The following is a 24,261-nucleotide window of genomic DNA, read 5'->3' on the forward strand; positions in this document are numbered from 1 at the left end:
CAGTGTCCATTTTAATATATGATATATCCACGAGCGGAGACTTTTCGATGCCTTCCCTGATCAATTCCAAGGACCAGTTGCTGCGCGAGCGGGCGGCCTCGGTCATTCCGGGCGGCATGTGGGGGCACATGGCCACGCGCTATCTGGGCTCCGCCTATCCGCAGTTCTTCGAGCGCGCCGACGGCTGCCGGGTCTGGGATGTCGATGGGCGCGAATATATCGACCTGATGTGCAGCTGGGGTCCCAACATCCTGGGCCATCACCATCACGCGGTCGAGGAAGCGGCAGCGCGACAGCGCGGCCTGGGCGATGCCATGAACGGCCCGGGAGAAGTGCTGGTCGAACTGGCCGAGCTCCTGGTTGAAACTGTCGCCCATGCCGACTGGGCCATGCTGCAGAAGAACGGAACCGACGCCACCACGGCCTGCGTGACCATCGCGCGCGCCGGAACCGGCCGGCGCAAGGTGCTGGTCGCGCGCGGCTCCTATCATGGCGCGGTGCCGTGGTGCACGCCCTCGCTCGCCGGTGTTACCGCCGAGGATCGCGCCCACCTCATCCATTTCGACTACAATGACGTCGCCAGCCTGGAGACGGCGGTCGAGCAGGCGGGCGACGACCTTGCGGCCGTCGTCGTCACCGCCTTCCGGCACGACATTGCCCGCGACCAGGAACTGCCGACCGCCGCCTTCGCCAAGCGGGCGCGTGACCTCTGCACCGCAGCCGACGCGGCGCTGATCGTCGACGATGTGCGGGCCGGTTTCCGCATCGACCTCGCCGGCAGCTGGGAGCCACTCGGCGTGCGGCCTGACCTTTCAGCCTTCTCCAAGGCGATCGCCAATGGCTACCCGCTCGCCGCCGTCACCGGCAACGATCGCTTCCGCGAGGCCGCGACCAAGGTCTATGTGACAGGCTCGTTCTGGTACGGCGCGGTTTCCATGGCGGCGGCGATCGCCACCATCAAGACGCTGCGTGACACCAAGGCCATCATTGGCATGAACGCGGCTGGTGAGAGGTTGCGGTCGGGGCTTGACGCGGCCGCGAAAAAGCATGGGCTTTCGCTGCGCCAGACCGGTCCGGTGTCAATGCCGATGGTGCTGTTCGATGGCGACACCGAATTCAAGAAAGCCGACGCGTTCTGCTCGGCCGCCCTGCGCGAGGGCGCCTATTTCCACCCGAAGCACAATATGTTCCTGAGCGCGGCCCACACCGACCGGGATATCGACCTGGTGCTTCAGGCTGCCGATGCCGGCATGGCCGCGGCAGCGCAGGTGGCGTGAAGCGACGCCTATGCGAGGTGGGAAGAAAGTTCGCTCAGCCGGCCGCCGACACCAGGCGGCCGTTCTGCGCCGCGCGTCGCAGCTCCTCCGACGTGACCGAGCCGTCGTTCAGTCTTTCCAGAACCTTGACCAGCAGGCGTCCGCCTTCGATCATGTCCTGCTGAATGCCCTTGCGAACGCCGTTCTCGTCACGCGCCCGCAGCGCGTCGAGGATGTCGAGATGGCGATGGCGGCCGTCATAGGTCGGCCTGGCGTGCGGGTACTGGTAGTTGACCAGCGGACCGTTGCGCAGCCAGATGCCCTCGATGATGGCCAGAAGTTCCGGCATGCCGGCGGCCTGGTAGATCGAGTGGTGGAATTCCCAATTGTCGCGGACGGCCTCGAACCAGCGGCCATTGTCCTCGTTGGCGATCAGCTTTTCGTGCACGGCGGCCAGGCGGTCGATTTCGCGCGGTTCGATGCGCGTCGTCGCCGCAGCACCCGCCATGCCTTCGAGATGCAGCCTTATGCTGCGCAGCTCCAGATATTGGGCAAGAGAAAGCTGCGCGACGGTGATGGAACGTCCCGCCTCCATTTCAAGGCCTTTTTCGCGCACGAGCTGCATCAGCGCCTCGCGCACCGGCGTTTCGGAGACCTCGAGGCTGGCGGCGAGATCGCGGATCTTGAAGCGATGGCCAGGCCAGAAACGGCCCTCCATCATGGCGCGGCGAAGCTCCTCATAGACGCGGGTCGTCAGGTTGTCGCGCGCGATCGGCGCGATGGAAGCAGTCACATCCAGTCTCCGTCCTTGCAGCCGTGCAAGCGTCGCCTGCGTCGAGCGGGCTGTGTATATGATATCACAGCCGGCCTGACCATCGACATGAGACACGCAAAAATGAGACAAAGCGTATGACCACGTCGATGCCATCCCTTCTGTTCGGCGCCATAGCCGACGATCTGACCGGCGGCACCGAGCTGGCGTCGATGCTGGTCGCGCGCGGCATTCCGACAGGCTGCACGGTCGGGCTTGAAGCACCGATTCCATCAGGCAATCTTGCCCATGTGGTCTTGCTGAAAACCCGCGTCATCGCGGCGGGCGACGCGGTGCGTCAAGTGCTTGAGGCCGCCGACCGGCTGGTCGAGGCCGGTGCACGGCAGATTTTCTTCAAATACTGCGCAACATTCGATTCCACGCCGGCCGGCAATATCGGCCCCTGCGCGGAGGCGCTGCTCGAGCGGCTTGGCGGCGGCGTCACGCTGTTCACGCCGGCTCTCTGCGAAACAGGCCGCACCGTCTACCAGGGCCATATGTTCGGCGGTTCTCAGTTGCTGGGGGAATCGCCCAAACGTTTCGATCCGCTGACGCCGATGACCGATTCCAACCTGGTGCGCGTGCTGCAGGCGCAGAGCAAGGGCAAGGCGGGGCTGCTGCCCTATCTCACCGTCGACAACGGCGCCGGAGCTATCCGCAAGGCCATACGAGAACAGAGCGCGCATGGCGAAACCCTGCTGGTCACCGACACGATCCGCGAGCGTGACCTGGCGGCCATCGCCGAAGCAGCTTTCGACCTGCCCCTGATGACCGGCAACTCCTCGATCGCGGCACATCTGCCGCCGGCCTGGCTGGCGCATGGACTGCTGACGTCCGACGACCTCGTCGCCGCCAGCCTGCCGGCCGTGGAAGGCCCGGCGGCCGTGCTGGCCGGCAGCGTCGCCGACCGCACCATCGAACAGCTCGAGCGCTTCGCCGAGAACAATCCGTTGCTGACGATAGACCTCGCGAGCGCCTTTTCCGGCAGGGATGTCTTGGCCCAAGCGAGGGCCTTCGCCGAACGGCACTTGCCAGGAGCGATGATCGCCATCGCGACGACCGCGCCGCAAGCAACGGTCGAAGCGTTGCAGCAGGCGCATGGGCGCGACGCGGTGGCGGCAAAGGCCGAGGAAATCCTGGCGGAGATCGCACGGCTTCTGGTGGGCAATCTCGGGGTTCGGCGGCTGGTCGTTGCCGGCGGCGAGACCGCCGGTTCGGTGGTCAAGGCCCTGGGCATCACGCGGATCGCCATGGGCGCTTATGAGGGGCCCGGACTGTCGCGGGCAATTGCCCACCTGCCCGGCCTGCCCGCCGATCCGCTGGCGCTAATGCTGAAATCGGGAAAGCTCGGCGGTCCCGATATCTTTGCCGAGGTTCTTCAAGACATGATGCGAGCGACCACCATCGTTCCGGCAATCGACACATGGCCACCGACAAAAGTCGCGACAGGGAAAGCATAAGATGGATATCGAGACCGCACGCGCCAGACTGATCGCCGCGACCGAAACCCTGGACGCCAGCGGCATGAATGTCGGTACTACCGGCAATATCAGCGTGCGCACGGCAAACGGCATGCTGATCACGCCGACCGGAATAGCGACAAGCGCGCTTCGACCGGAGCAGATGGTGCCGATGGGGCTCGACGGGTCCAGGGACGGCGATTTCCGTCCGTCGAGCGAATGGGAGATGCATGCCGAGATCTACAAGGCCTTTCCCGAGGCCGGCGCTGTCGTACACGCCCATCCCGACCACTGCGTGGCGCTGTCTTGTTTGCGCGAAGGACTGCCGCTGTTCCACTACATGGTCGCGGGCTTCGGCGGCGATGACGTGCGCTGTTCGGACTACGGGCTGTTCGCCTCCAGCGAACTCGCCAAGGTTGCCGTCGAGGCCCTGGAAGACCGAACCGCATGCCTTCTCGCCAACCACGGCATGATCGCCTTTGGCGGCGACCTCGATACCGCGCTCATCCGCACCATCAAGCTCGAAACGCTGGCGCGGCAATACCTGCTGTCGCGCAGCGCCGGCACGCCCGTGTTGATCAAGGGCGGCGAACTCGCCGCCATTCGCGGCCGCTACAAGACCTACGGCCAGCAGAAATAATTGGCGGCCAGCGGGAAGTAGCGAGCGACCTGCTCAATCCACCTGAAGGTGCGAGACGAACTTGCTGTTGAGGTAGCTGTCCAGCGCGTCGGCGCCGCCCTCGGTGCCGTTGCCGGAATCGTTGATGCCGCCGAACGGTACTTCCGGCAGTGCCAAGCCATAGTGGTTGATCGACACCATGCCGCTGGCGATCCCAGAAGACATTTTTGCAGCACTTGCCGATGACCGAGTGAAGCCGTAGGCGGCTAGGCCGTAGTTCAGCCGGTTGGCCTCGGCGAGCGCCTCGTCCAGCCCGTTGACCGGCGTCATCAGCGCCAGCGGACCGAACGGTTCCTCGTTCATGGCGCGCGCATCGGTCCCGACGTGCGACAGGATTGTCGGCTCGAAGAAATAGCCGGAGTTGCCGATGCGCTTGCCGCCGGTGACGAGTGCGGCGCCCTTCTGCACGGCGTCATGGACCAGTTCCTCCATTGCCTGCACGCGTCGCGGATTGGCGAGCGGGCCCATCGTGGTGCCTTCGGCGAGACCATCGCCAACCTTGATCTGGCTGACAGCCTCCGCGAAGCGGCCGACGAAATCATCATAGACAGTCTCGTCGACGAGGAACCGCGTCGGCGCGACGCAGATCTGGCCAGCATTGCGGAATTTCGACGCCACCATCGAGCGCGCGGCGCGGTCGAGATCGGCGTCGGGCAGGACGATGACCGGCGCATGGCCGCCGAGTTCCATCGTCGCCCGCTTCATGTGCAGGCCGGCCAGGGACGCCAGTTGCTTGCCGACCGGGGTCGAGCCGGTGAAGGAGATCTTGCGGATCACCGGATGCGGGATGAGATAGGCGGAGATTTCCGCTGGCGTGCCATAGACGAGTTGGACGACACCGTCCGGCAAGCCGGCATCGATGAAGGCACGCACCAGTTCTGCTGGCGAAGCCGGCGTTTCCTCCGGTCCCTTGATGATGATCGAACAGCCGGCGGCGAGCGCGGCCGACAGTTTGCGAACGGCCTGATTGAGCGGGAAATTCCACGGCGTGAAAGCGGCGACCGGACCGACCGGTTCCTTGACCACCGACTGGCTGACGCCCTCGAGGCGCGCCGGCACGATGCGGCCGTAGCCGCGGCGCGCCTCCTCGGCGAACCAGTCGATGATATCGGCGGCGGCGAATGCCTCCATGCGCGACTCGGCGATCGGCTTGCCTTGTTCAAGCGTCATCAGCGTGGCGATATGCTCGTTGCGTTCGCGCAGGATGGTGGCTGCCTTTCGCATCAGCTTCGAGCGATCGAACGGCGACACCCGCCGCCATGCCTCGAAGCCCTTCACCGTCGCCGCCAAGGCTTCATCGAGATCGGCGATATCGGCATGGGCGAGTGTGCCAAGCTCGGCTTCCGTCGCCGGATTGACGACAGGCATGGTCCGCCCGGCGCATGCCGGACGCCACGAGCCGTCAATGTGGAGGAGAACGTCGGGATACATGTCAGGCTCCGTGAAAACTCAGACGGGAAGAGGCTCGGCGGCGGGGCTGTAGATGCCGATGGCGCCGGTGCCGATCAATTGGTCGATGGTTTCGTCGCTGTAGCCTAGGATATTGGTCAGCACCGCCTGAGTGTCCTGACCAAGCATTGGCGGCGCGGTGAAATCCGCCGTCAGTTGCGCGGCAAGGCCTTGCGCCGGGCGCACCATGGCGACGGAGCCGAGATGCGGATGCGGCAAGGTTTGCACGAGCCCGCGCTCGCGCACGTTGGGACTGTCGAAGACTTCGGGTATCGACTTGACCACGCCGGCCGGCACGCCGGCCGCGGCACAGGCCGCCATCCAGTGGTCGCGCGTTCGCGTCCTGAAGACGGCGGCAAGCTGCGGGATCAGGTCCTCGCGGTTGGTGGCGCGGGCGCCTGCCTTGATGAAGCGCTGGTCCTTGGCAAGATGCGGCAGGCCGACGACCTTTTCGCACAGCGCCGCGAATTGCTTGTCATTGCCGACGGCGAGCGCGAACCGGCCATCGGAGGTTTCAAATATCTGGTAGGGCACGACAGTGGGATGCGCATTGCCGTAGCGGGCGACCTCGCGGCCGGTGTTGAGGTAGCCGCTGCCGACATTGATGAGCAGGCTCAGCGCGCAATCGATCAGCGACAGGTCGAGGAACTGACCCTTGCCGGTGGTCGTGCGTTCGAACAACGCCGCGAGTATCGACTGCGTCGCGACCATGCCGCACACCACGTCGGTGATGGCGACGCCGACGCGCATCGGCTCGCCCCCGCTCTCGCCGGTGATCGCCATCAGGCCGCTCTCGGCCTGCATGACGAAATCGTAGCCGGGGCGGTTGGCGTCCGGACCGGTCTGGCCGTAGCCGGAGATCGAGCAGTAGATCAGCCGGGGGTTGGATGCGCTGAGTTCCTTGTAGCCGACGCCGAGACGGTCGGCGGTGCCGGAGCGGAAATTCTCTACGACGATGTCGGCCTTTGCCGCCAGATCGCGCACGATCGCGAGGCCCTGCGGACTCTTCATGTCGAGCGCGATGCTTTGCTTGCCGCGATTGGCGGACAGGTAATAGGTGCTGACGCCCTTGTAGCTCGGCACGGACCAAGCCCTGGTGTCGTCGCCGCCATCGATGTTCTCGATCTTCCAGACCTCGGCGCCGAGATCGGCGAGGCTCATCGTCGCCCAAGGGCCGGCAAGGACACGCGAGAGGTCGAGCACCTTGATGCCTTCGAGCGGCAGCCGCGCACGACCTGCCGTCGCGGCATCGCTGGGTTGGTCTTCGGTCACGATCAAATTCCTTCGCGGTAAAAACTGCAGCTGTGAGAGCCCGTCAGGCGGCGCTGAAGGCGTTCACCGGCTCGGGAAAGTGGCAGGCGACACGATGGGCGCCGCCAGCCGGATCGAGCGGCGGTTCGACGGAAGCGCAGATCGCCCGCGCCTTGAAACAGCGCGTGCGAAAGCGACAGCCGGAGGGCGGGTTGAGCGGGCTCGGCACGTCTCCGGTCAGCACGATGCGTTTGCGCTTGCGCTCTCTCTCGGGGTTGGCGAGCGGCACGGCCGAGAGCAGCGCCTGTGTGTAGGGATGCAATGCCTTGGAGTAGAGCTCGGCCGCCGGTGCGATCTCGACGATCTTGCCGAGATACATCACCGCGACGTGGTGCGAGATGTGGCGCACGACTGAAAGATCATGGGCGATGAACAGATAGGACGTGCCGAAGGACTGCTGGATGTCCTTGAGCAGATTGAGCACGCCGGCCTGAACTGACACGTCGAGCGCCGAGACTGGCTCGTCAAGGATCACCACCTGCGGATTGAGCGCGAGTGCGCGGGCAATGACCACGCGCTGGCGCTGGCCGCCCGACAGTTCGTGCGGATAGCGCCGGCCGTGCTCGGGGTTGAGCCGAACCAGTTCGAGCAGTTCGGCGACGCGCGCGCGCCGATCGGCCGACGACATGTCGCCCATGCGCAGCGGCTCGGCGATGTTGTCGGCGATGCGCATGCGTGGATGCAGCGAACCGTAGGGATCCTGGAAGACGAGTTGGATGTAGCGCCGCATCAGGCGCATGTCCTCATGATTCAGCGCCAGGAGGTTCTGGCCGCGGAACCAGCTCTCACCGCTGGTCGGCTCGATGAGCCGCATCAGGCAGCGCCCGAGGGTCGACTTGCCGCAACCGGATTCACCGACGAGACCCAACGTTTCTCCCGGCGCGAGATCGAACGAGACATCGGCCACCGCCCGCACATGGGCGACCGCGCGGTCGAAGATGAAACCGCCGCGTACCGGGAAATCCTTGACGAGATGGCGGACCGACAAAGCGGGCGTCGGGACCGACTGTGTCTCGATCTTGTGTTCTGCCACTGCTTTTGCTGCCGCGGTCATGGGGCCAAGTTTCCAATATCCACGCCTGCCACCGCCAGCGAGGCGCTGTGGAATGGCGGCAAGGTCGTCGCGAAATGACAGGCGGAGAAGCGGCCGCCCACGTCGAGCAACGGCGGGTCTTCGGTCCGGCAGCGTGCCTCGGAATAGATGCAGCGCGGATGGAAGGCGCAGCCGCCCGGCAAGCGGCCGAGCGCCGGCGGGGAGCCGTCGATCGAGAACAGCCGCTCGCGGTTTTCCTCGAGATTGGGGATCGAGGCGATGAGACCGCGCGTGTAGGGATGGCGGGGGTCGGCGAACAGTTCCGACACCGTAGCCTGCTCGACGACGCGACCGGAATAGACGACCGCGACGCGGTCGGCGTGGCCAGCGACGACGCCGAGATCATGGGTGATCAGCACCAGGCCGAGGCCGAGGCGTTCCTGCAGCGAGCGCAGCACGGCCAGGATCTGTGCCTGAACTGTGACATCGAGCGCTGTCGTCGGTTCGTCGGCGATCAACAGGTCCGGGTCGTTGGCCACGGCCATGGCGATGACGGCGCGCTGGCGCATGCCGCCGGAAAATTCATGCGGATACTGATTGACCCGGCGCTCGGGCTGCGGGATTGCCACGAGGGCCAGCAGTTCCACCGCGCGCGCCATGGCCTGCCTGTGGGACAGGCGCTGGTGTAGCCGGATTGCCTCCGCGATCTGTGCGCCGACCGTCATCACCGGATTGAGCGAGGACAGCGGGTCCTGGAAAATCATGGCGATGCGCGCGCCCCTGATCTTGCGCATCGCGCGTGATGACTTGCCGACCAGTTCGTCGCCGTTGAAGCGGACAGAACCGGTGACGACGGCATTCTTCGAGGTCAGGCCAAGCGCCGCGAGCATGCCGACGGACTTGCCCGAACCGGATTCGCCGACGATGCCCAGGACCTCGCCCTTGGCAACATCAAGATCGATGCCGCGCACCGCCTCGAACTGGCTGCCGGCCCGCCGGAACCCGACGCGCAGGCCCCGGATGGACAGAAGCGGTGGTTGCCCGGCCGTTCCATTAGCGGGCGCCCTGCCCGCCGAAAGCTGTTCTACGCTCATCGTCTAGTCCGACCTCGGATCGAGAATGTCGCGCAAGCCGTCACCGATGAAGTTGAAGCCGAGCACGATGGTGAGAATGGCGACGCCGGGGCCGAAGGCGATCCACCATTGATAGAAATGGACGGCGCCGTCGGAGATCATCGAGCCCCATTCGGGCGTCGGCGGCGTGGCGCCAAGGCCGATGAAGCTTAGCGATGCGGCCAGCAGCACGACCTGGCCGAGATCCATCGTGGCGCTGATCAGCACGGGGGTCCAGCAGAGCGGCAGTATGTGCTTGAACAGGACGCGATGCGGCCTGGCGCCGGCGGCGATGGCCGCCTCGACATGCTCGCGCTCCTTGACCTCCAGAACCTGCGCCCGCATCAGCCGGGCATAGACGGGCCACCAGACCAGCACCATGGCGATGGCGGCATTGCCGAGACCGGGCCCGAGCGACGCCGCGACGGCCATGGCCAGCAGCATTGGAGGGAAGGACAAGGTGACGTCGACCAGCCGCATGATCGCGGCCCCGGTAAAGCCGCCGACGAAGCCTGAGATAGCGCCGAGCAGAGAGCCTATGACGACGGCCGAGATGACGACCAGAACGGCGATGGGCAGAGAATGAAGCGCGCCGTGCAACGTCCGGCTCAGCACGTCGCGACCGAGCGCGTCGGTGCCGAGCCAATGCGCCCAGCTTGGCGGCTGCAGGCGGCGCGCGACCATTTCGAGCGGATCGAACTGCACGACCAGATTGGCGAACGCGGTCATGAACAGCCAGAACAGGATAACGATCGTGCCGATGACCAGCGGCGCGGTCAGCCATTCGGGGATGGCGGCGGAACGGGATTTTGTGACGACCGCCGACATCAGCTCAACCTCACGCGCGGATTGGCCACGACATAAAGGATGTCGGTGATGAGGTTGGTGACCAGGAAGGCGAGACCGCCGACGATGGTGACGCCGATGATGGCCGGAAAGTCCAGTGCCCGCGCGGCTTCAACAGCATAGGAGCCCATGCCCGGCCAGGAGAAGATGGTCTCGGTCAGCACCGCGCCGGTGATCAGGTAGGCGAAGGAATAACCGATGACGGTCAGTGTCGGCACCATGGTGTTGCGCAGCGCGTGCACGATGACGACGCGGAATTCGCTGGCACCCTTTGCGCGCGCGGTGAGCACGAACTCGCGGCTCATCACGTCCAGCATGTTGGCGCGGACCAGCCGCGATATGGTTCCCGACACGGTCCAGCCGAGCACGAAGGCGGGCAGCAGCAGATGCCAAAGCGCGTCCTTGAACACGGTGAGATTGCCGGCCAGCAACGAGTCGACGGTCAGGAAGCCGGTGATGCCGGGCGGCAGCGCCAGGCGCGCGTCGAGCCTGCCCGGGCCAGGCAGCCAGTTCAGCATGACGGAGAAGATGAACAGGAGGCCGAGCCCGGACCAGAAGACCGGAAGCGACGAGCCGAACAGGGCAAAGAGCCTCGCGCCATGGTCGATCAGGCTGTTGCGGAAATAGGCAGCCAGAACGCCCAGCACGATGCCGAGCGTTGTGCCAAAGATCATCGCGGCGAAGACAAGCTCGAGCGTCGCCGGCAAGCGGTAGAGGATATCGGTGCCGACATTACGCTTGGTGATGAACGATGTGCCGAGGTCGCCACTGATCAGATTGCCAAGATATATCATATAGCGTTCCGGAAGTGGACGATCGAGGCCCCAGCGCGCCTTGGCGGCTGCGACCACTTCGGGATTGCTCATCTGCTGTTCGGCGACGATTGCCGTCAGCGGATCGCCCTTGGTCACCGTGGTGATCAAGAAGGCGATGGTGACGATGCCGAGCACCAGAAACGGCATTGCGATAAGCCTGCGCAAAATATAGCGGGACACGTGGCTACCTTCACAAGGATGGGCTTCGTAAGATGGCACAAGGCGCTGGGAGATGCCATCGATCGGAGCATATTGACAGTCTGCGAAAGCCGCTGTCAATATAAATGGAATTTAATTTCATTTTTGATCATCCGTGCCGGCAGAACCGGCCCGACAGGCGGACACTCCCGTCAGAAAGACCTCAGCGTGCGCAAGCGAGCCAGCAGAGACGAGACGGAGCTCGACGGCGAAGGCGCGCAGCTTTCGTCGTCGCTGGTGCGCGGATTGGGCATATTGCGCGCCTTCCGGCCCGGCGATCTGTCGCTCGGCAATCAGGATATCATCGCGCGCACCGGTTTGCCAAAAGCCACGGTGTCGCGCATCACCTACACGTTGAGCGCGCTTGGCTATCTCCTCTACGACAAGGATCTTGGCCGCTACAGCCTGGGACCGGCGACCGTGGCGCTTGGCTATTCCGCGCTCAGTTCCAGCGCCGTCGTCCATATCGCGCGGCCGCTGATGCAGCCGCTGGCCGACCTGACCGGCGCGGCGGTGGCGATCGGCACACGCGATGGCTTCAATATGGTCTATCTGGCCAATTGCCGGTCGGAGAGCCTTGTCACGCTGCGGCTCAACCCAGGCTCCTATCTGCCAATCTGGAAGACCTCGATGGGGCTCGCCTATGCGGCAGGGCTCATGGAGGAGGAACGCACCAGCCTTGTGCGCACGCTACAGGAGGCGGAGCCGGACAAGTCGGCGATGATCGCGTCGGCGATCGAGGAAGCGGTCTCCCAATACGCACGGCTTGGCTATGTGACCTCTTTCGGCGCCTGGCACAGCTATATCCATGCGGTCGGCGTGCCCTTCCGCCCGCGCGACGGTTCGCCGCTGGTTGCCATCACTTGCGGCGGTATCGGCGAGATCATCACCGAGGAGCGTGCGCATGCCGAGATCGGTCCGGCCCTGGTGGCCATGGTGAAGGCGCTGTGTGACCAGCTTGAGGGGAACCCGATCTAGCTTCGGGCGGGAGATCGCTTCGACAGCTCCGGCCAACTACAAATCGGCGTGACCAGGCAACGATCGCAACCTTGTAGGCTTATAGTTGGCAAACGAATGGCCGCAATCGGATACCGCCCATGACCGTCATCTTTCGCTGCGATCTTCGCAGCCAGGGCGAGGACTTTCCACACTTCTGGGAACACACGGTCGGCAGCGGCCACGCCACGCTCGCGTTGCGCGCCGACTGGCAAGCGCAGATGCGCCGCGCGCATGACGAACTCGGCTTTCGCCATGTCCGCTTCCACGGCCTGCTCGATGACGACATGGGTACGCTCATCGACCAGGACGACCAGCCGCTCTACTCGTTCTTCAATGCCGACCAGATCTTCGATTTCCTGCTGTCGATCGGCATGCGTCCCTTCGTCGAACTGAGCTTCATGCCGACGATGCTGTCCTCCAGCGACCAGATCATCTTCCACTACCGTGCCAATGTCAGCGCGCCGAAGGATTATGATCAATGGGCGACGCTGATCTCGAAACTGGTCGCGCATTGGGTCGACCGCTACGGCCTGGAGGAAGTGCGCCAATGGTTTTTCGAAGTCTGGAACGAGCCCAATCTCGAAGCGTTCGGCAGCGGCAAGCAGGAGGACTATTTCAAGCTCTACGCACACACCGCGCGAGCCATCAAATCCGTGGACGGACGGCTGAAGGTCGGCGGCCCTGCAACCGCCGCCAACGCCTGGATCGAGGATTTCATCACCTTCTGCGCCGGCAAAGACCTGCCGGCGGATTTCATCAGCACGCACCACTATCCGACCGACGCTTTCGGTCAGCCCGGAGACGACACCGAGACCCAGTTGTCGAAAAGCACGAGAAGCGCACTGCGTGACGAAGCACGGATCGCACGCGCCCATGCAGGCGGCCGGCCGCTCTACTACACCGAATGGTGCACATCCTCGAACCCGCGCGATCCCATGCATGACCAGCCTTATGCGGCGGCCTTCATCATCAAGACGGTGATGGAGGCGCGAGGGCTGGTGCAGGGCTACAGCTACTGGACCTTTTCCGACATTTTCGAAGAGAACTACTTTCCTTCCCAACCTTTCCATGGTGGTTTCGGCCTGATGAATCTTCACGGTATCGCCAAACCAGCTTACCGTGCCTTCGAACTGCTGCATGGGCTGGGGACGGAGATACTGCAAATGGAGGGCGATCATCCGACGGTCGACGCCTGGAGCATCCGCGACGGCCATTCGATAACCGTCCTGGTTTCGAACTTCGCCTTGCCGCGCCACCCGGTGAAGGACGAGACCGTGCATGTCGAACTGCTCGATGCGCCGGTGCCGGCGATAGCGACCATCAGGCGGATCGACGATTACAACGCCAACGCCAGGGCGCTGTGGGAGACGATGGGAAAGCCGGACTATCTCAGTCAGGCAATGGCCGATGAACTCCATGCCGTTTCGGAGATGCGCGCAGAGCACCTGCCTGTGCTCTGGAGTGAGCGCGGCCTCGAATTCGACGTGACCGTACCGCCGCTGGGGATCGCCGCGATCACGCTGGAGTTTGCTTCACTTGCTTGATGGGGAGCCTGCCGCACTGTCCGACGAAGAGCTGCTGGACCGACTCCAGCGCGCTGCCTTCGACTATTTCGTGGAAAACGTGAATCCGAAAAACGGACTTGTCGCCGACACGTCGCGCCCCAATTCGCCGGCAAGCATCGCCGTCGTCGGCTTCGGCCTGTCCTGCTATCCCATCGGTGTCGAGCGCGGCTGGATGACGCGCGCCGCAGCCGTGGAACTGACCCTTGCCACACTGCGCTTCTTCCACGGCAGCGAGCAAGGCAATGGCGACGACGTCACCGGCCACAAGGGTTTCTACTACCACTTCCTCGACATGCACACGGGCCGGCGCGTCTGGCGCTGCGAACTGTCGATGGTGGATACGGCGCTGCTGATCGCAGGCGTGCTGGTGGCGGGCACCTATTTCTCGCAAAACAATGACCACGAGCGCGAGATCCGGGACCTGGCCGAGGCGCTGTACAAACGTGTCGACTGGCGATGGGCGCAGGGCAGCACGCCCACCTTGCGACAGGGCTGGAAGCCGAAGAGCGGCTTTCTGCACTATGGCTGGGAAGGCTATAACGAAGCGACCATCCTCTATGTCCTGTCCATGGCCTCGCCGGACAGTCCGAGCTCGGACGACAGCTATGCGGGCTGGACCGCGACCTATCAGTGGGAGAATATTTACGGCTACGACGTGCTCTATGGCGGGCCGTTGTTCATGCACCAGTTCTCGCATGCCTGGATCGACTTCCAGGGCATACGGGACGCGTTCATGCGCGAGAAGAATTCCGACTATTTCGAGAACAGCCGTCGCTCGACCTATCTTCACCGCGACTATGCACGTCACAATCCCTATGATTATGGCGGCTACAGCGACAATCTGTGGGGGCTTTCGGCGGGGGATGGGCCAGGCGGTTTCCGGGCGAGCGTGGAGCGACGGCCTCACAGGTTTTCCGGCTATGCCGCGCGAGGCGCGCCCTTCGGGCCGGATGACGGAACGATCGCGCCATGGTCCTATCCGGCGTCCCTGCCCTTCGCGCCTGAGATCTGCCTGCCGGCGCTGCGTCACCTGCTGGATCGCTACCCAGGCGTGGTCAGCAATTTTCGCCTCCCTAGCGGTTTCAACCCGACCCTGGCAAACCGGCGAAAATTCGGCCGCGATGGCTGGGTGTCCGAAGGGCACTATGGGCTGGACCAGGGCATCACAGTGATGATGATCGAGAACCACCGCTCGCGGCTGCTCTGGACGCTGATGCGGTCAAATCAACACATCCGTCGCGGACTGCTCAAGGCGGGGTTTACCGGCGGCTGGCTGGCGCAGCCCCTGAGGGATGGCAGCGATGCCGCGTGACCGCAGAAAGGCCGCCGCATTTCCGGTCGACCGCAACGACCTTGAGCTGATCAGGAACGCCCATCCCCCGCATTGGCGAAACCCCGAGCCGACAGGGACTTACAATCTTGTCGTCATCGGTGCCGGCCCCGCGGGGTTGACCGCCGCGCGCGAGGCGGCAAGCCTTGGCGCGAAAGTCGCTCTGATCGAGCGCGGTCTTATCGGCGGCGCTTGCGTCAATGTCGGCTGCATCCCTTCAAAGTCGCTGATCCGCACGGCCAGGCTCTATGCCGACATGCGCGATGCCGAGAATTTCGGCGGCGACACGCCGAAACGTGTCCGCGTCGATTTTCAGCGCGCGATGACGAGGATGCGGCAAATCCGCCAGAGGATCAGCCGTGGCGACAGCGCCGAGGCGATCGCCTCCGAAGGTATCGACCTCTATTTCGGCGAAGCCCGATTTTCCGGTCAGGACTCGATCCTGGTCGCCGGGAAAACCCTGCGTTTCAGGAAGGCACTGGTGGCGACGGGTGCGCGTCCCAGCCTGCCGGCGATCCCGGGTCTCGCCGAGGCCGGTTATCTCAGCAACGAGACCTTGTTCGATCTCGTCGACTGCCCGAAACGACTCCTGGTCATCGGCGGCGGGCCGCTTGGTTGCGAGACGGCACAGGCATTATGCCTGCTCGGCGCGAAGGTTATCCTGGCGCAGAGCGATCCGATGTTCCTGCCCGGTGAAGAAAGAGATGCGGCACAGATCCTTTCGGATGCCCTGGCGCGCGAAGGGGTGGAGGTTCGCCTGAACACCTTGGTGGCGGCGGTTCGGACGGAGGGCGGCAAGAAGCTTGCCGACCTGGTGCGGGACGACGAGATCACGACGATCTCAGTCGACGAGATCGTCACAGGCATCGGCCGTTCGCCGAATGTCGACGGTCTCGACCTGGAGAATGCGGGGGTGGCGTATGACGCCAGCGGTATCAAGGTGGACGATTACTTGAGAACCACAAATCCGCTGATCTATGCGGCGGGCGATGTCTGCCTCAAACATAAGTTCACCCATACGGCGGAGGCAACCGCCCGCATCGTCGTGCGGAATGCGCTGTTTCTCGGACGCAGGAAGCTCAGCGAACTGGTCGTTCCGTGGTGCACCTATACCGACCCGGAGATCGCGCATGTCGGCCTCTACCCGATTGAGGCGCGTGAGAATGGCATCCCGGTCAAGACATATACGGTGCTGATGCACGATGTCGCCCGCGCGGTGATGGATGGCGAGGAAGAGGGGTTCGTGAAGGTACACGTCAAGGAAGGATCCGACCGCATACTCGGCGCGACGGTCGTCGCCAGCCACGCAGGCGAGATGATCAACGCGGTGTCGCTCGCCATCACGTCCGGCATGGGGCTGCGTGCTCTGGCCGATGTCATCCATCCGTTTCCGACGCAGGCCGAGGGAATCAAGATGGCTGGAGACGCCTACAGACGGACGCGGCTCACACCTTTCTGGACGCGTCTGACGAACCGCTGGCTGGCCTGGTCGAGGCGATGAACACGGACAGACAGGAAATGCGCACACTGATCGTGTGCCACGATCCCGCTTTTCCGCCCGTGTCGGGCGCGGATCTTCGAAATTACCGCAATGCCGAGCTGGCTGCGGAATACGGACCGGTGTACCTCGTCTCGATACGGCCGCGGACCGAGTTGTCGCAGCCGCTCGATTCGCGGATTCATATGGCTGCCCTCACAATCAATGGAGAGCCCAGGACGGCTTCGATCGGCTGGTGGAGGGTAGCCGGTGAGAACAGGATTTCGCGCGCCGCCTTGACGCGCCTGGAAGTGCTGGTCCGCACGTTTCGCCCGGACACGATCGTGGTCGAAGGCATTCCGCTGTTCAAGCTGCTCCGGCCTTTGCGACCGCTGGCCAGCCAGCTCATTGTCGACATGCACAATGTCGAGTCCGATCTGGCGGGGCAGTTGCAGCGGAATGCTCGGGGGCCGTCAGCGGCCGCGACAGGCCTCAGGCGCCTCGAAAGAAAAGCCCTTGCTATCGTCGACAGGGCCTGGGTCTGTTCCAGCCAGGATCGAGAAAAACTGAACGCTCTTGCCCGGCATCGCGTGCCGATCGATATCGTGCCGAACGGCATTCCCCGCGCCGAGCATATTCCGGCGGACCTGCCGGCGCAGCCCACGACCGCCAACGGCTTTCCGGTCATCCTGTTTGTCGGACATCTCGGCTATGAGCCGAATGTCGATGCCGCGGTGCGACTTGCCGGCGCCATCCTGCCCCGCATCCGCAAGGCGCTGCCCGATGCAAGGCTCACGATCGCCGGCCGTTCGCCCGTACCGAAGGTCCAGGCCTTGGCGGAACAGCCGGGCGTGACGCTGGTCGAGAACCCTGCCGACATGGCCCCGTTGCTGATGAGCGCGCACCTGACCATCGTTCCGCTTTCGAGCGGCGGCGGTACGCGCATCAAGCTGCTCGAGGCGATGGCATGGGGCGTACCGGTGATTGCCACGCCGCTGGCGGCGGAGGGCCTGGACCTGATCGACGGTGAGGAGGTGCTTCTGGCGGAATCGGATGAAGACCTCGCCAAAACAGCCATTGCGCTTTGCCGGGATCGGGGACGCCTGGCGAAGCAGCGCATTCGCGCGCATGACGCCATATGGGCGCGCTTTGGCCCTGAAGCCATCCGTAGTGCGTTACGCCGCGGATTAGGACTGGACGATGCCGGCGGATAAACCCTACGTTACTCAAGAGGGTACGAATTTAATCACAGGTTGACGAGCTGCCGATGATCCCACCAATACTGCACCAGACGTGGAAGACCGACAGCATCCCCATCCGGTTTCAGGGTTACGTTGAAAGCTGGAAGAAACACAATCCCGACTGGACGATGATGTTCTGGAGCGACCGCAAGCTCCTGGAATTCGTTGCAGAACACTATCCGCATTTGCTGGCTGTCTATTGCAGCTATTCACAGGGCGTAGAGCGCGCCGATGCCGGACGCTATATGCTTCTCCACCATTTCGGCGGGGTGTACGCCGACATCGATTGCGAATGCGCGGCGCCCTTCGATCCGATCATGGGCGAGGAACGGATCGTGCTTTGCAAGGAGCCGGATTCACATGCGTTGGTCCAGGCGAGTTTTCGCGGCCTGCCCTATCTGATCTTCAACGGCACGATCGCGAGCCCGCCGGGGCATCCGTTCTGGCTTCACGTGCTGTCCATGCTGCCCGGACTGGCCAATGCGAAGGAAGTGATCGACGCCACGGGACCGTGCATGCTGACGTCGGCGCAGCGCGGTTACAGCGATCAGGCTGCATTATCCATACATCCGTCCTCCCTGTTCTGCCCAGTCGATTCGGCTGGCGGCAGCATCGGCCGGTCTGAAGGACCGACCCTGTCGGTCCACCGCTGGGCAGGCACATGGTGGAAAACGCAGCCACCACCACGGCTGTGGGGCAGGATACGAACGCATCTCTATCGACTCCGGCACCAGATCACGCGAGGTGCCTGCCTCGACGAAGCCTCCGCCAAGGCCAGCGTCGATCGCGAAGTGCTTTCGACCCCGCCACCCAAGGGTCCAAACATTGCCGTCCTGGTGCCGCTCCGCGACGCGGCGGACCATATCCAGCCGTTTCTCGATGCGTTGCAGGCGCTCGACTATCCAAAGGACAGGATCAAGCTGGTCTTCTGCGAGGGCGACAGCACGGACGGCAGTTGGGAAAAGCTGCAGGTTGCGACGGCCGCCCTCAGCGAGAAATATCGCGGGATCCAACTGCTGCGCAAACATGTGGGAACGAGCCTCGACCGGGAGAAACGAGCGAAACCAAGGCACCAGCGGGTAAGACGCGGCACCATCGCCAAGGTGCGAAACCATCTGATCGACCATGGGCTGGATGATGATGACGACTGGGCGCTATGGATCGATATCGACGTCTGGCGATTCCCGGACGATGTCGTGAACCGGTTGATCGGCGCCGGACACCGCATCGTCGTACCCAATTGCGTCAAGATCGCCGGCGGCGGCAGCTTCGACCTCAATACGTTCATCGCGACACGGTTCGAAAGGGACTACCGCTACTACCGCGACATACGTGGCGGCCTGTACCAGCCACCAGCGACGTCACCAAACCGGCTTTATCTCAGTGACGTCAGGCATCTCGACATCGTCGGGCTCGATTGCGTTGGCGGCACGATGCTGCTGGTCGACGCGGCGTTGCATCGCGGCGGCCTCCGCTTCCCTGAAATCCCCTACCGCGACCTCATCGAGACAGAAGGTTTCGGCGCCCTCGCCAATGATCTCGGCATCAGGCCGGTCGCGCTTCCCAAGCTGGAGATACTCCACGTCCCCTGGTGAACCGGCGCGATGCTTGGTTGGGGTTCAGACGATGACCCTTCGCCAGCGCCTCAGCTTGGTCCGCAGGAAGGCGACGCGGCCAAATGGAAGAGACGGCCGGCCCGATGGCTGGCATTCCCTGTCGCGCATGCGCTGATGGACAAGCGCCACCAGCCGGCACTCGGGCGATGTGTCCAATTCGTGGAGGCGCCTGGCCAGCCGCTCTGGCAGCGGGTTCGTGCGCCAGGCGAAATAGGCTTCGTAATCCCGCGGCGTTTCGACCAGATGATGGAGGTAGGAGGCGAGATCAGCGGGGCTGCTGAAGGACGAGGCATCGATATACGCGTTGGCGGGAACGAATTCATCGACATTCGGGGCGCCGAGATAGACCGGCACAGTGCCGGCAAGCAGGGGGTCGTATATCTTCTCCGTCACATAATCTGGCGAGATCGAATTCTCCAGGGCCAGGCAGAACCGATAGCGCGCGATGGTTTCAATCTTCGTTTGCTTGCCAAGATCAGGCCCTTCGATCGTCCGGGTGGGATTATGCCGGCCATACGAGTCGATCCCAATATGCCGGGCAAGCTCCGAGGCAAATGCGACGCGGCCGCTGAGATCGATCGCGGCGGATTGAAAATGCGCAACGGGCGCGCTCTCGGTTTTTGCCGGCAGGGACCCTCTTTGTGCATTCCTCCACCATTTTGGGCCTGGCAGATAGGGCCGCCAGATGTCCGACCCGATTTCGTGGGTCATCGTGATATCGAAATGCCGCATGAACCCCGGGGTGGCCATGACGGGGTAGTTCTCCCGGCTTTCCATCGACCAGCCGACCCAATATTGGCCTGGATATTTGCGGGCGTCGCGTATCTCGCGATAATCCGGAAGATGAAAAAGGACTGCTGTTGCCTCGGAGAGGCGTCGGCGGTCGACGCTCCACCGTACCGGAAGATCGCAGCGCGATATGGCCGCGATGTCGACAGGTTTGCCGAAGAACGACGTGTAGAACAGAAAGAGCGGTTCGTCTGTTTGAATCAAGGCAAATACTTTCGGCGGAAACGCTTAGTTTTAGCCGTGTCTTTGACCTTATGGAAGGATGCTTCGGCTCTATCAAGGGCCAAGATCGACAAAAACAATGGGACCATGAAGGTCAGGCGGCGGCCCCGCCGCGCCTCAATTGGCTGACAATTTCATCGACGGCGTCGGCAACGTGCCTCCTCAGCAGCATCGACGTTTCGGCGGTCTGCCTGCGCCGATAGGCATCGAAGATGTCGCGGTGCTCCCGCAAGGCCTTGGCCTGCGCCTAGGCGGGCTCGATCTGCAGGCGCAGGTACCGGTCGGAAGAACTGAAAAGTGTCTGGACGACGGCCATCGAGCGCGGCCGCATGGAGGGTTCGAGCAAGGCCGTGTGAAATGCCCAGTTGAGCCGGCTGAGTTCCTTTGGATCGTCGCCCCGCGCGATGGCCGCCTCATAGGCCCGCATCGCCGTCTCGGCATCGGCAATCTCCTGATCGGACACGAGCGCGATCGCCTTCTCGACCAGGAACGGTTCGAGCAAAAGCCGTGCGTCGAACAGGTCGATCGCGTCATCGGCCGACAGTTCCGAGACCACCGCGCCACGATGGGTGCGGATGACGACCAGGCCGTCGGCCTCCAGTTGCAGAAGCGCTTCGCGCACCGGAATGCGGCTCACGCCGAGTTCGGCGGCAATCGCCTCCTGTCGGATCTGATGTCCCCCAGGATAATCGCCGCCGATGATCCTGGCGGCGATGTATTCGGCGACCATGGCCGTCACCGTCTGGCGCTGGAGCGGCTTGTGGGCTGAGGGCATTCGGCGCTCCGGGATCATTTCCTGCTTTCCGCGAGGCATGCCATCTCCCACGCGGCCAGACAAGTTCGCCGGCGGGCCTATGCCTGCCTGAGCTGGTCGATTGCCGTCTTGATGGTCGCAATGACGCGCTCGCGTTCCTCGCCGACCAGCGGCAGGCGCGGCGCCCGGGTCCACTCAGGCGCGCCGTAGACAAGGTGCTCGGCCATCTTGATGTACTGGACCAGTTTGACGTGCGTATCGAGATGGAAGGACGGCGTCATGATGCGGTAGAGATTGCGTGCCCTGGCGAAGTTTCCGGCCGCGCACAGATTGAAGATCTCAACGCATTCCTTCGGCCATGCGTTGGTCATTCCCGACACCCAGCCGGTCGCGCCAAGCGACATGCTCTCAACGATCTGGTCGTCGACGCCGCAGAAAATATCGAAGCGGTTGCCGAGCGCGATGAACATGTCTGTCACGCGGCGAACGTCGCCGGTTTCCTCCTTGACCGCAACGATGGTCGGACAATCGGCAAGCACCTGGAGGACGTCGGGCGTGACATCGACGCCATAGGCGATCGGATTGTTGTAGATCATGATCGGTAGGTCGCTGGCGCCGGCGATCGCCTTGTACCATGCAGCCGTCTCGCGCGGATCGGTCTTGTAGCCCAGGCTCGGAAACACCATCAGGCCTTCGGCGCCGAACTCCTGATACTTGCGGGCGCTGGCGATGGCGTTCGCGGTCGAAATCTCGGCGAGACCCGACAGCAACGGAACACGGCTGGCGACAACCTCAGCGGCGGCACGAACGACCGCCTCCCGCTCCCGCGGCTGCAGTGAGGCATTCTCACCCAGCATCGGCAGCACGATGATGCCCGAAACGCCATTTTCGATCAGGCGGTCGATGCTGGCCTGCGTCGCCTTGAGATCGACCGTACCGTCCTGTTCCAGCTTGGTCGTGACCGCGGGGAACACTCCCTGCCAATGCGTCATCTTTCTGGTCCCCTCTCGCAAGATCGTCACGACAAAATTGGATCCAATTTTACAATATACAAAAGAGGGCGCAAGAGATCCTCTCGCGGCGACGACACGCTCGGCTTTCGCGGCGCAACATCGTTGCGCCGCCCTGTGATCAGGAACAGGTCAAGATGGCGCGGCGTGAGCCCGCGCCGAAGCCGACGCCCGCTCAGCCGTGCAGTTCGCGCGCGATCGGCGGGCCGACCGTGAAATCGGCGAAGGTAACCTCGAACCCCTCGCGCTGCGGCGAGCAGCACATCATGCCGACATCAACTGTCTTCGAGGGTGGGAAATAGGCAAGGCGCACCGGTTTCCAGTGGCCATCGGCCGCGTTGAGATATTGGACACGGATCGTCTCCGCGTGGCGGGTGAGCCGAATCCTGACACCGGTCGGATCGGCTGGAATGGTGGCCAGCGACCAGTCCGAGGCGTCGTTGGTGACGACGACGGAAAAATACATAAGGCCGTCCGTGTATTCGATGCCGGCCTTGATCCAGTGTGTCTCGCTCAGCCGGACCATCAGCCCGGCCTGGTCGTAGAGCACCTCGTAGTTTCCCTTGACGGTGACCTCGGCGCTGAAATCGCCCTCGACCGGCTGGTAGAGGAAATGGCCGTTGTCGCGCCAGAAACCGTAGAAGGTCTCGCGCCAGAAGTCGGTTTCCTTGCCGGTGCGCACATGGTGCGTGTTGCCGGCCGCCGCGTGATGCGGCGGCGGGTTGAGCCAGGTCAGTCCGTCGGCGGCGGATTTTTCCATCATTTAATTAGCCGGCAAATGTGTAGGCGGTTTTCACGGTGGTGTAGAACTCCGCCGCGTAGCGTCCCTGCTCGCGCGGACCATAGCTCGAGCCCTTGCGCCCGCCGAAGGGAACATGGAAATCGACGCCCGCCGTCGGTAGGTTGACCATCACCATGCCGGCTTCCGAGTTGCGCTTGAAGTGTGTCGCATGCTTGAGGCTGGACGTGCAGATTCCGGAAGTCAGGCCGAACGGCGTGTCGTTGGCGACAGCCAATGCCTCGTCATAATCCTTGACGCGGATAACATTTGCCACCGGCCCGAAAATCTCCTCGCGCGAGATGCGCATGGCGTTGGTGCTGCCGGTGAACAGCGCCGGCTGCAGATAGAAGCCGGGCGTCGGCCGGTCGAGCCGCTCGCCGCCAAAGGCGAGCTCGGCGCCTTCCTGGCGGCCGATGGCGATATAGTCCTCGTCCTGCTTCAGCTGGCTCTGGTCGACGACCGGGCCGATCTGCGTCTTGGCATCCAGCGCGTCGCCGATCACCAGCTTGCCCATGCGGTCCTTCAGCGCTTCGACGAAACGATCGTGGATGCCCTCGGTCACAATCAGCCGGGATGACGCCGTGCAGCGCTGGCCGGTGGAGAAGAACGCGCCGTTGAGGGCGCTGTCGACCGCGACCGCGAGGTCAGCGTCGTCCAGCACGACGAGCGGGTTCTTGCCGCCCATCTCTAGCTGGAACTTGCGCATGTGCTCGACGCTGGCGGCGGCGACACGCTTCCCGGTGCCGACCGAGCCGGTGAAGGTGATGGCGTTGAGGTCGGGGCTGTCGAGCATGGCCTGGCCGACCACCGACCCCTTGCCCATGACCAGGTTGAGAACCCCCTTCGGCAGGCCGGCGCGATGCAGGATGTCGACGATGGTCCAGGCGCTCTCGGGAACCAGTTCGGCCGGCTTGAAGACGATGGTGTTGCCGTAGGCCAGTGCCGGCGCGATCTTCCAGGCCGGGATGGCGATCGGGAAATTCCAAGGCGTGATGATGCCGACCACGCCGACCGCTTCGCGCGTGATCTCGACGCCGACACCCGGACGCACGCTCGGAACCAGTTCGCCCGCCAGACGCAATGTCTCGCCAGCAAAGAAATCGAAGATCTGCGCGGCACGAATGGTCTCGCCGATGCCCTCGGCCAGCGTCTTGCCCTCCTCGCGTGCCAGCGACCGGCCGATCTCATCCTTGCGCGCGGTGATCTCGTCCGCCGCCTTCCTCAGCACGGCGTGACGCGCCAGCGGCCCGGAGCGCGACCAGGCGGGAAAGGCGGCCTTCGCCGCCGCTATGGCCTGTCGGGCCTGTTCCGGACCCGCCGAGGCGTATTCGCCGACAACATCGTCGAGATTGGACGGGTTTATGTTGCGGGAGCCGGCTTCGCCCACCCATTCGCCATCGATGAGGTTTTTCCGAAACTGGGTCATGTCCGTGTTTCCCTTGAGATCGCCGCGCGGCGCTGTCTGTCTGATGCGCGTATTTGACAGACAATTGCGGCGTGGGAAAGC

The 24,261-nt window shown here is 63.7% G+C and carries 21 protein-coding genes; 9 read left to right on the forward strand and 12 right to left on the reverse strand.

Going from position 1 to position 24,261, the window contains the following annotated elements; genetic code table 11:
* Positions 1–47: 47 nt before the first annotated feature.
* Entirely contained in the window at positions 48–1,277 is a 1,230-nt protein-coding gene (locus tag ACO07C_RS14335; protein WP_421914815.1) for an aminotransferase class III-fold pyridoxal phosphate-dependent enzyme, read from the forward strand.
* A gap of 34 nt (positions 1,278–1,311) precedes the next feature.
* Here the strand turns inward: ACO07C_RS14335 and ACO07C_RS14340 are convergent, their stop codons facing one another.
* Entirely contained in the window at positions 1,312–2,049 is a 738-nt protein-coding gene (locus tag ACO07C_RS14340; RefSeq protein ID WP_421914816.1) for a GntR family transcriptional regulator, read from the reverse strand.
* A 116-nt stretch (positions 2,050–2,165) separates the two neighbouring features.
* Between ACO07C_RS14340 and otnK the strand changes: the two genes are divergently transcribed.
* Positions 2,166–3,527: a 3-oxo-tetronate kinase gene (gene otnK / locus ACO07C_RS14345; protein WP_421914817.1), complete on the forward strand. Its 1,362-nt coding sequence runs from the start codon at positions 2,166–2,168 to the stop codon at positions 3,525–3,527.
* 1 nt (position 3,528) lies between these two features.
* Complete coding sequence (locus tag ACO07C_RS14350) at positions 3,529–4,167, forward strand: class II aldolase/adducin family protein (RefSeq protein ID WP_421914818.1); 639 nt, start codon at positions 3,529–3,531, stop codon at positions 4,165–4,167.
* A 33-nt stretch (positions 4,168–4,200) separates the two neighbouring features.
* On the opposite strand, the gene ACO07C_RS14355 is transcribed toward ACO07C_RS14350, so the two are convergent.
* The 6 genes from ACO07C_RS14355 to ACO07C_RS14380 are packed head-to-tail and all read right to left on the reverse strand — an operon-like array spanning position 4,201 to position 10,952.
* Positions 4,201–5,637, reverse strand: coding sequence for an NAD-dependent succinate-semialdehyde dehydrogenase (locus ACO07C_RS14355; protein WP_421914819.1), 1,437 nt, complete (start codon positions 5,635–5,637; stop codon positions 4,201–4,203).
* 18 nt (positions 5,638–5,655) lie between these two features.
* Positions 5,656–6,927, reverse strand: coding sequence for a CaiB/BaiF CoA transferase family protein (locus ACO07C_RS14360; protein WP_421914820.1), 1,272 nt, complete (start codon positions 6,925–6,927; stop codon positions 5,656–5,658).
* Between the two features lie 43 nt (positions 6,928–6,970).
* Entirely contained in the window at positions 6,971–8,020 is a 1,050-nt protein-coding gene (locus tag ACO07C_RS14365; protein ID WP_421914821.1) for an ABC transporter ATP-binding protein, read from the reverse strand.
* A complete protein-coding gene (locus tag ACO07C_RS14370) occupies positions 8,017–9,093 on the reverse strand; it encodes an ABC transporter ATP-binding protein (RefSeq protein WP_421914822.1) in 1,077 nt (358 codons plus the stop codon). The genes ACO07C_RS14365 and ACO07C_RS14370 overlap by 4 nt, the downstream gene beginning before the upstream one ends.
* Positions 9,094–9,096: 3 nt before the next feature.
* Positions 9,097–9,939 carry an ABC transporter permease gene (locus ACO07C_RS14375; RefSeq protein WP_421914823.1) on the reverse strand — a complete coding sequence of 281 codons (843 nt, stop codon included), beginning with the start codon at positions 9,937–9,939 and terminating at the stop codon, positions 9,097–9,099.
* Complete coding sequence (locus ACO07C_RS14380) at positions 9,939–10,952, reverse strand: ABC transporter permease (RefSeq protein WP_421914824.1); 1,014 nt, start codon at positions 10,950–10,952, stop codon at positions 9,939–9,941. The genes ACO07C_RS14375 and ACO07C_RS14380 overlap by 1 nt, the downstream gene beginning before the upstream one ends.
* 186 nt (positions 10,953–11,138) lie before the next feature.
* Between ACO07C_RS14380 and ACO07C_RS14385 the strand changes: the two genes are divergently transcribed.
* The 6 genes from ACO07C_RS14385 to ACO07C_RS14410 all read left to right on the forward strand — a co-directional run bounded on the left by ACO07C_RS14385 (position 11,139) and on the right by ACO07C_RS14410 (position 19,177).
* Entirely contained in the window at positions 11,139–11,948 is an 810-nt protein-coding gene (locus ACO07C_RS14385) for an IclR family transcriptional regulator (RefSeq protein ID WP_421914825.1), read from the forward strand.
* Positions 11,949–12,067: 119 nt separating this feature from the next.
* The gene (locus ACO07C_RS14390; protein ID WP_421914826.1) at positions 12,068–13,513 is read left to right on the forward strand and encodes a GH39 family glycosyl hydrolase; all 1,446 of its coding nucleotides are present in this window, start codon (positions 12,068–12,070) and stop codon (positions 13,511–13,513) included.
* Entirely contained in the window at positions 13,506–14,846 is a 1,341-nt protein-coding gene (locus tag ACO07C_RS14395; protein ID WP_421914827.1) for a glucoamylase family protein, read from the forward strand. Before ACO07C_RS14390 ends, ACO07C_RS14395 begins: the two co-directional genes overlap by 8 nt.
* Positions 14,836–16,365, forward strand: a complete 1,530-nt coding sequence (locus ACO07C_RS14400; RefSeq protein WP_421914828.1) for a mercuric reductase — start codon at positions 14,836–14,838, stop codon at positions 16,363–16,365. The genes ACO07C_RS14395 and ACO07C_RS14400 overlap by 11 nt, the downstream gene beginning before the upstream one ends.
* Positions 16,366–16,382: 17 nt before the next feature.
* Entirely contained in the window at positions 16,383–17,555 is a 1,173-nt protein-coding gene (locus ACO07C_RS14405) for a glycosyltransferase family 4 protein (RefSeq protein ID WP_421914829.1), read from the forward strand.
* Positions 17,556–17,608: 53 nt separating this feature from the next.
* The gene (locus ACO07C_RS14410) at positions 17,609–19,177 is read left to right on the forward strand and encodes a glycosyltransferase (protein ID WP_421914830.1); all 1,569 of its coding nucleotides are present in this window, start codon (positions 17,609–17,611) and stop codon (positions 19,175–19,177) included.
* 24 nt (positions 19,178–19,201) lie between these two features.
* Here ACO07C_RS14410 and ACO07C_RS14415 read toward each other — a convergent pair whose 3' ends face one another.
* The 5 genes from ACO07C_RS14415 to ACO07C_RS14435 form a co-directional block, all read right to left on the reverse strand.
* Complete coding sequence (locus tag ACO07C_RS14415; protein WP_421914831.1) at positions 19,202–20,191, reverse strand: glycosyltransferase family 10 domain-containing protein; 990 nt, start codon at positions 20,189–20,191, stop codon at positions 19,202–19,204.
* Between the two features lie 265 nt (positions 20,192–20,456).
* Entirely contained in the window at positions 20,457–20,984 is a 528-nt protein-coding gene (locus ACO07C_RS14420; protein ID WP_421914832.1) for a GntR family transcriptional regulator, read from the reverse strand.
* A gap of 77 nt (positions 20,985–21,061) precedes the next feature.
* Positions 21,062–21,955: a dihydrodipicolinate synthase family protein gene (locus ACO07C_RS14425; RefSeq protein ID WP_421914833.1), complete on the reverse strand. Its 894-nt coding sequence runs from the start codon at positions 21,953–21,955 to the stop codon at positions 21,062–21,064.
* 193 nt (positions 21,956–22,148) lie between these two features.
* Complete coding sequence (locus ACO07C_RS14430) at positions 22,149–22,736, reverse strand: DUF1349 domain-containing protein (protein ID WP_421914834.1); 588 nt, start codon at positions 22,734–22,736, stop codon at positions 22,149–22,151.
* Positions 22,737–22,740: 4 nt separating this feature from the next.
* Entirely contained in the window at positions 22,741–24,180 is a 1,440-nt protein-coding gene (locus ACO07C_RS14435; protein ID WP_421914835.1) for an aldehyde dehydrogenase family protein, read from the reverse strand.
* Positions 24,181–24,261 lie beyond the last annotated feature (81 nt).

Source organism: Mesorhizobium sp. (genome assembly GCF_965229135.1).
Lineage (GTDB): Bacteria > Pseudomonadota > Alphaproteobacteria > Rhizobiales > Rhizobiaceae > Mesorhizobium.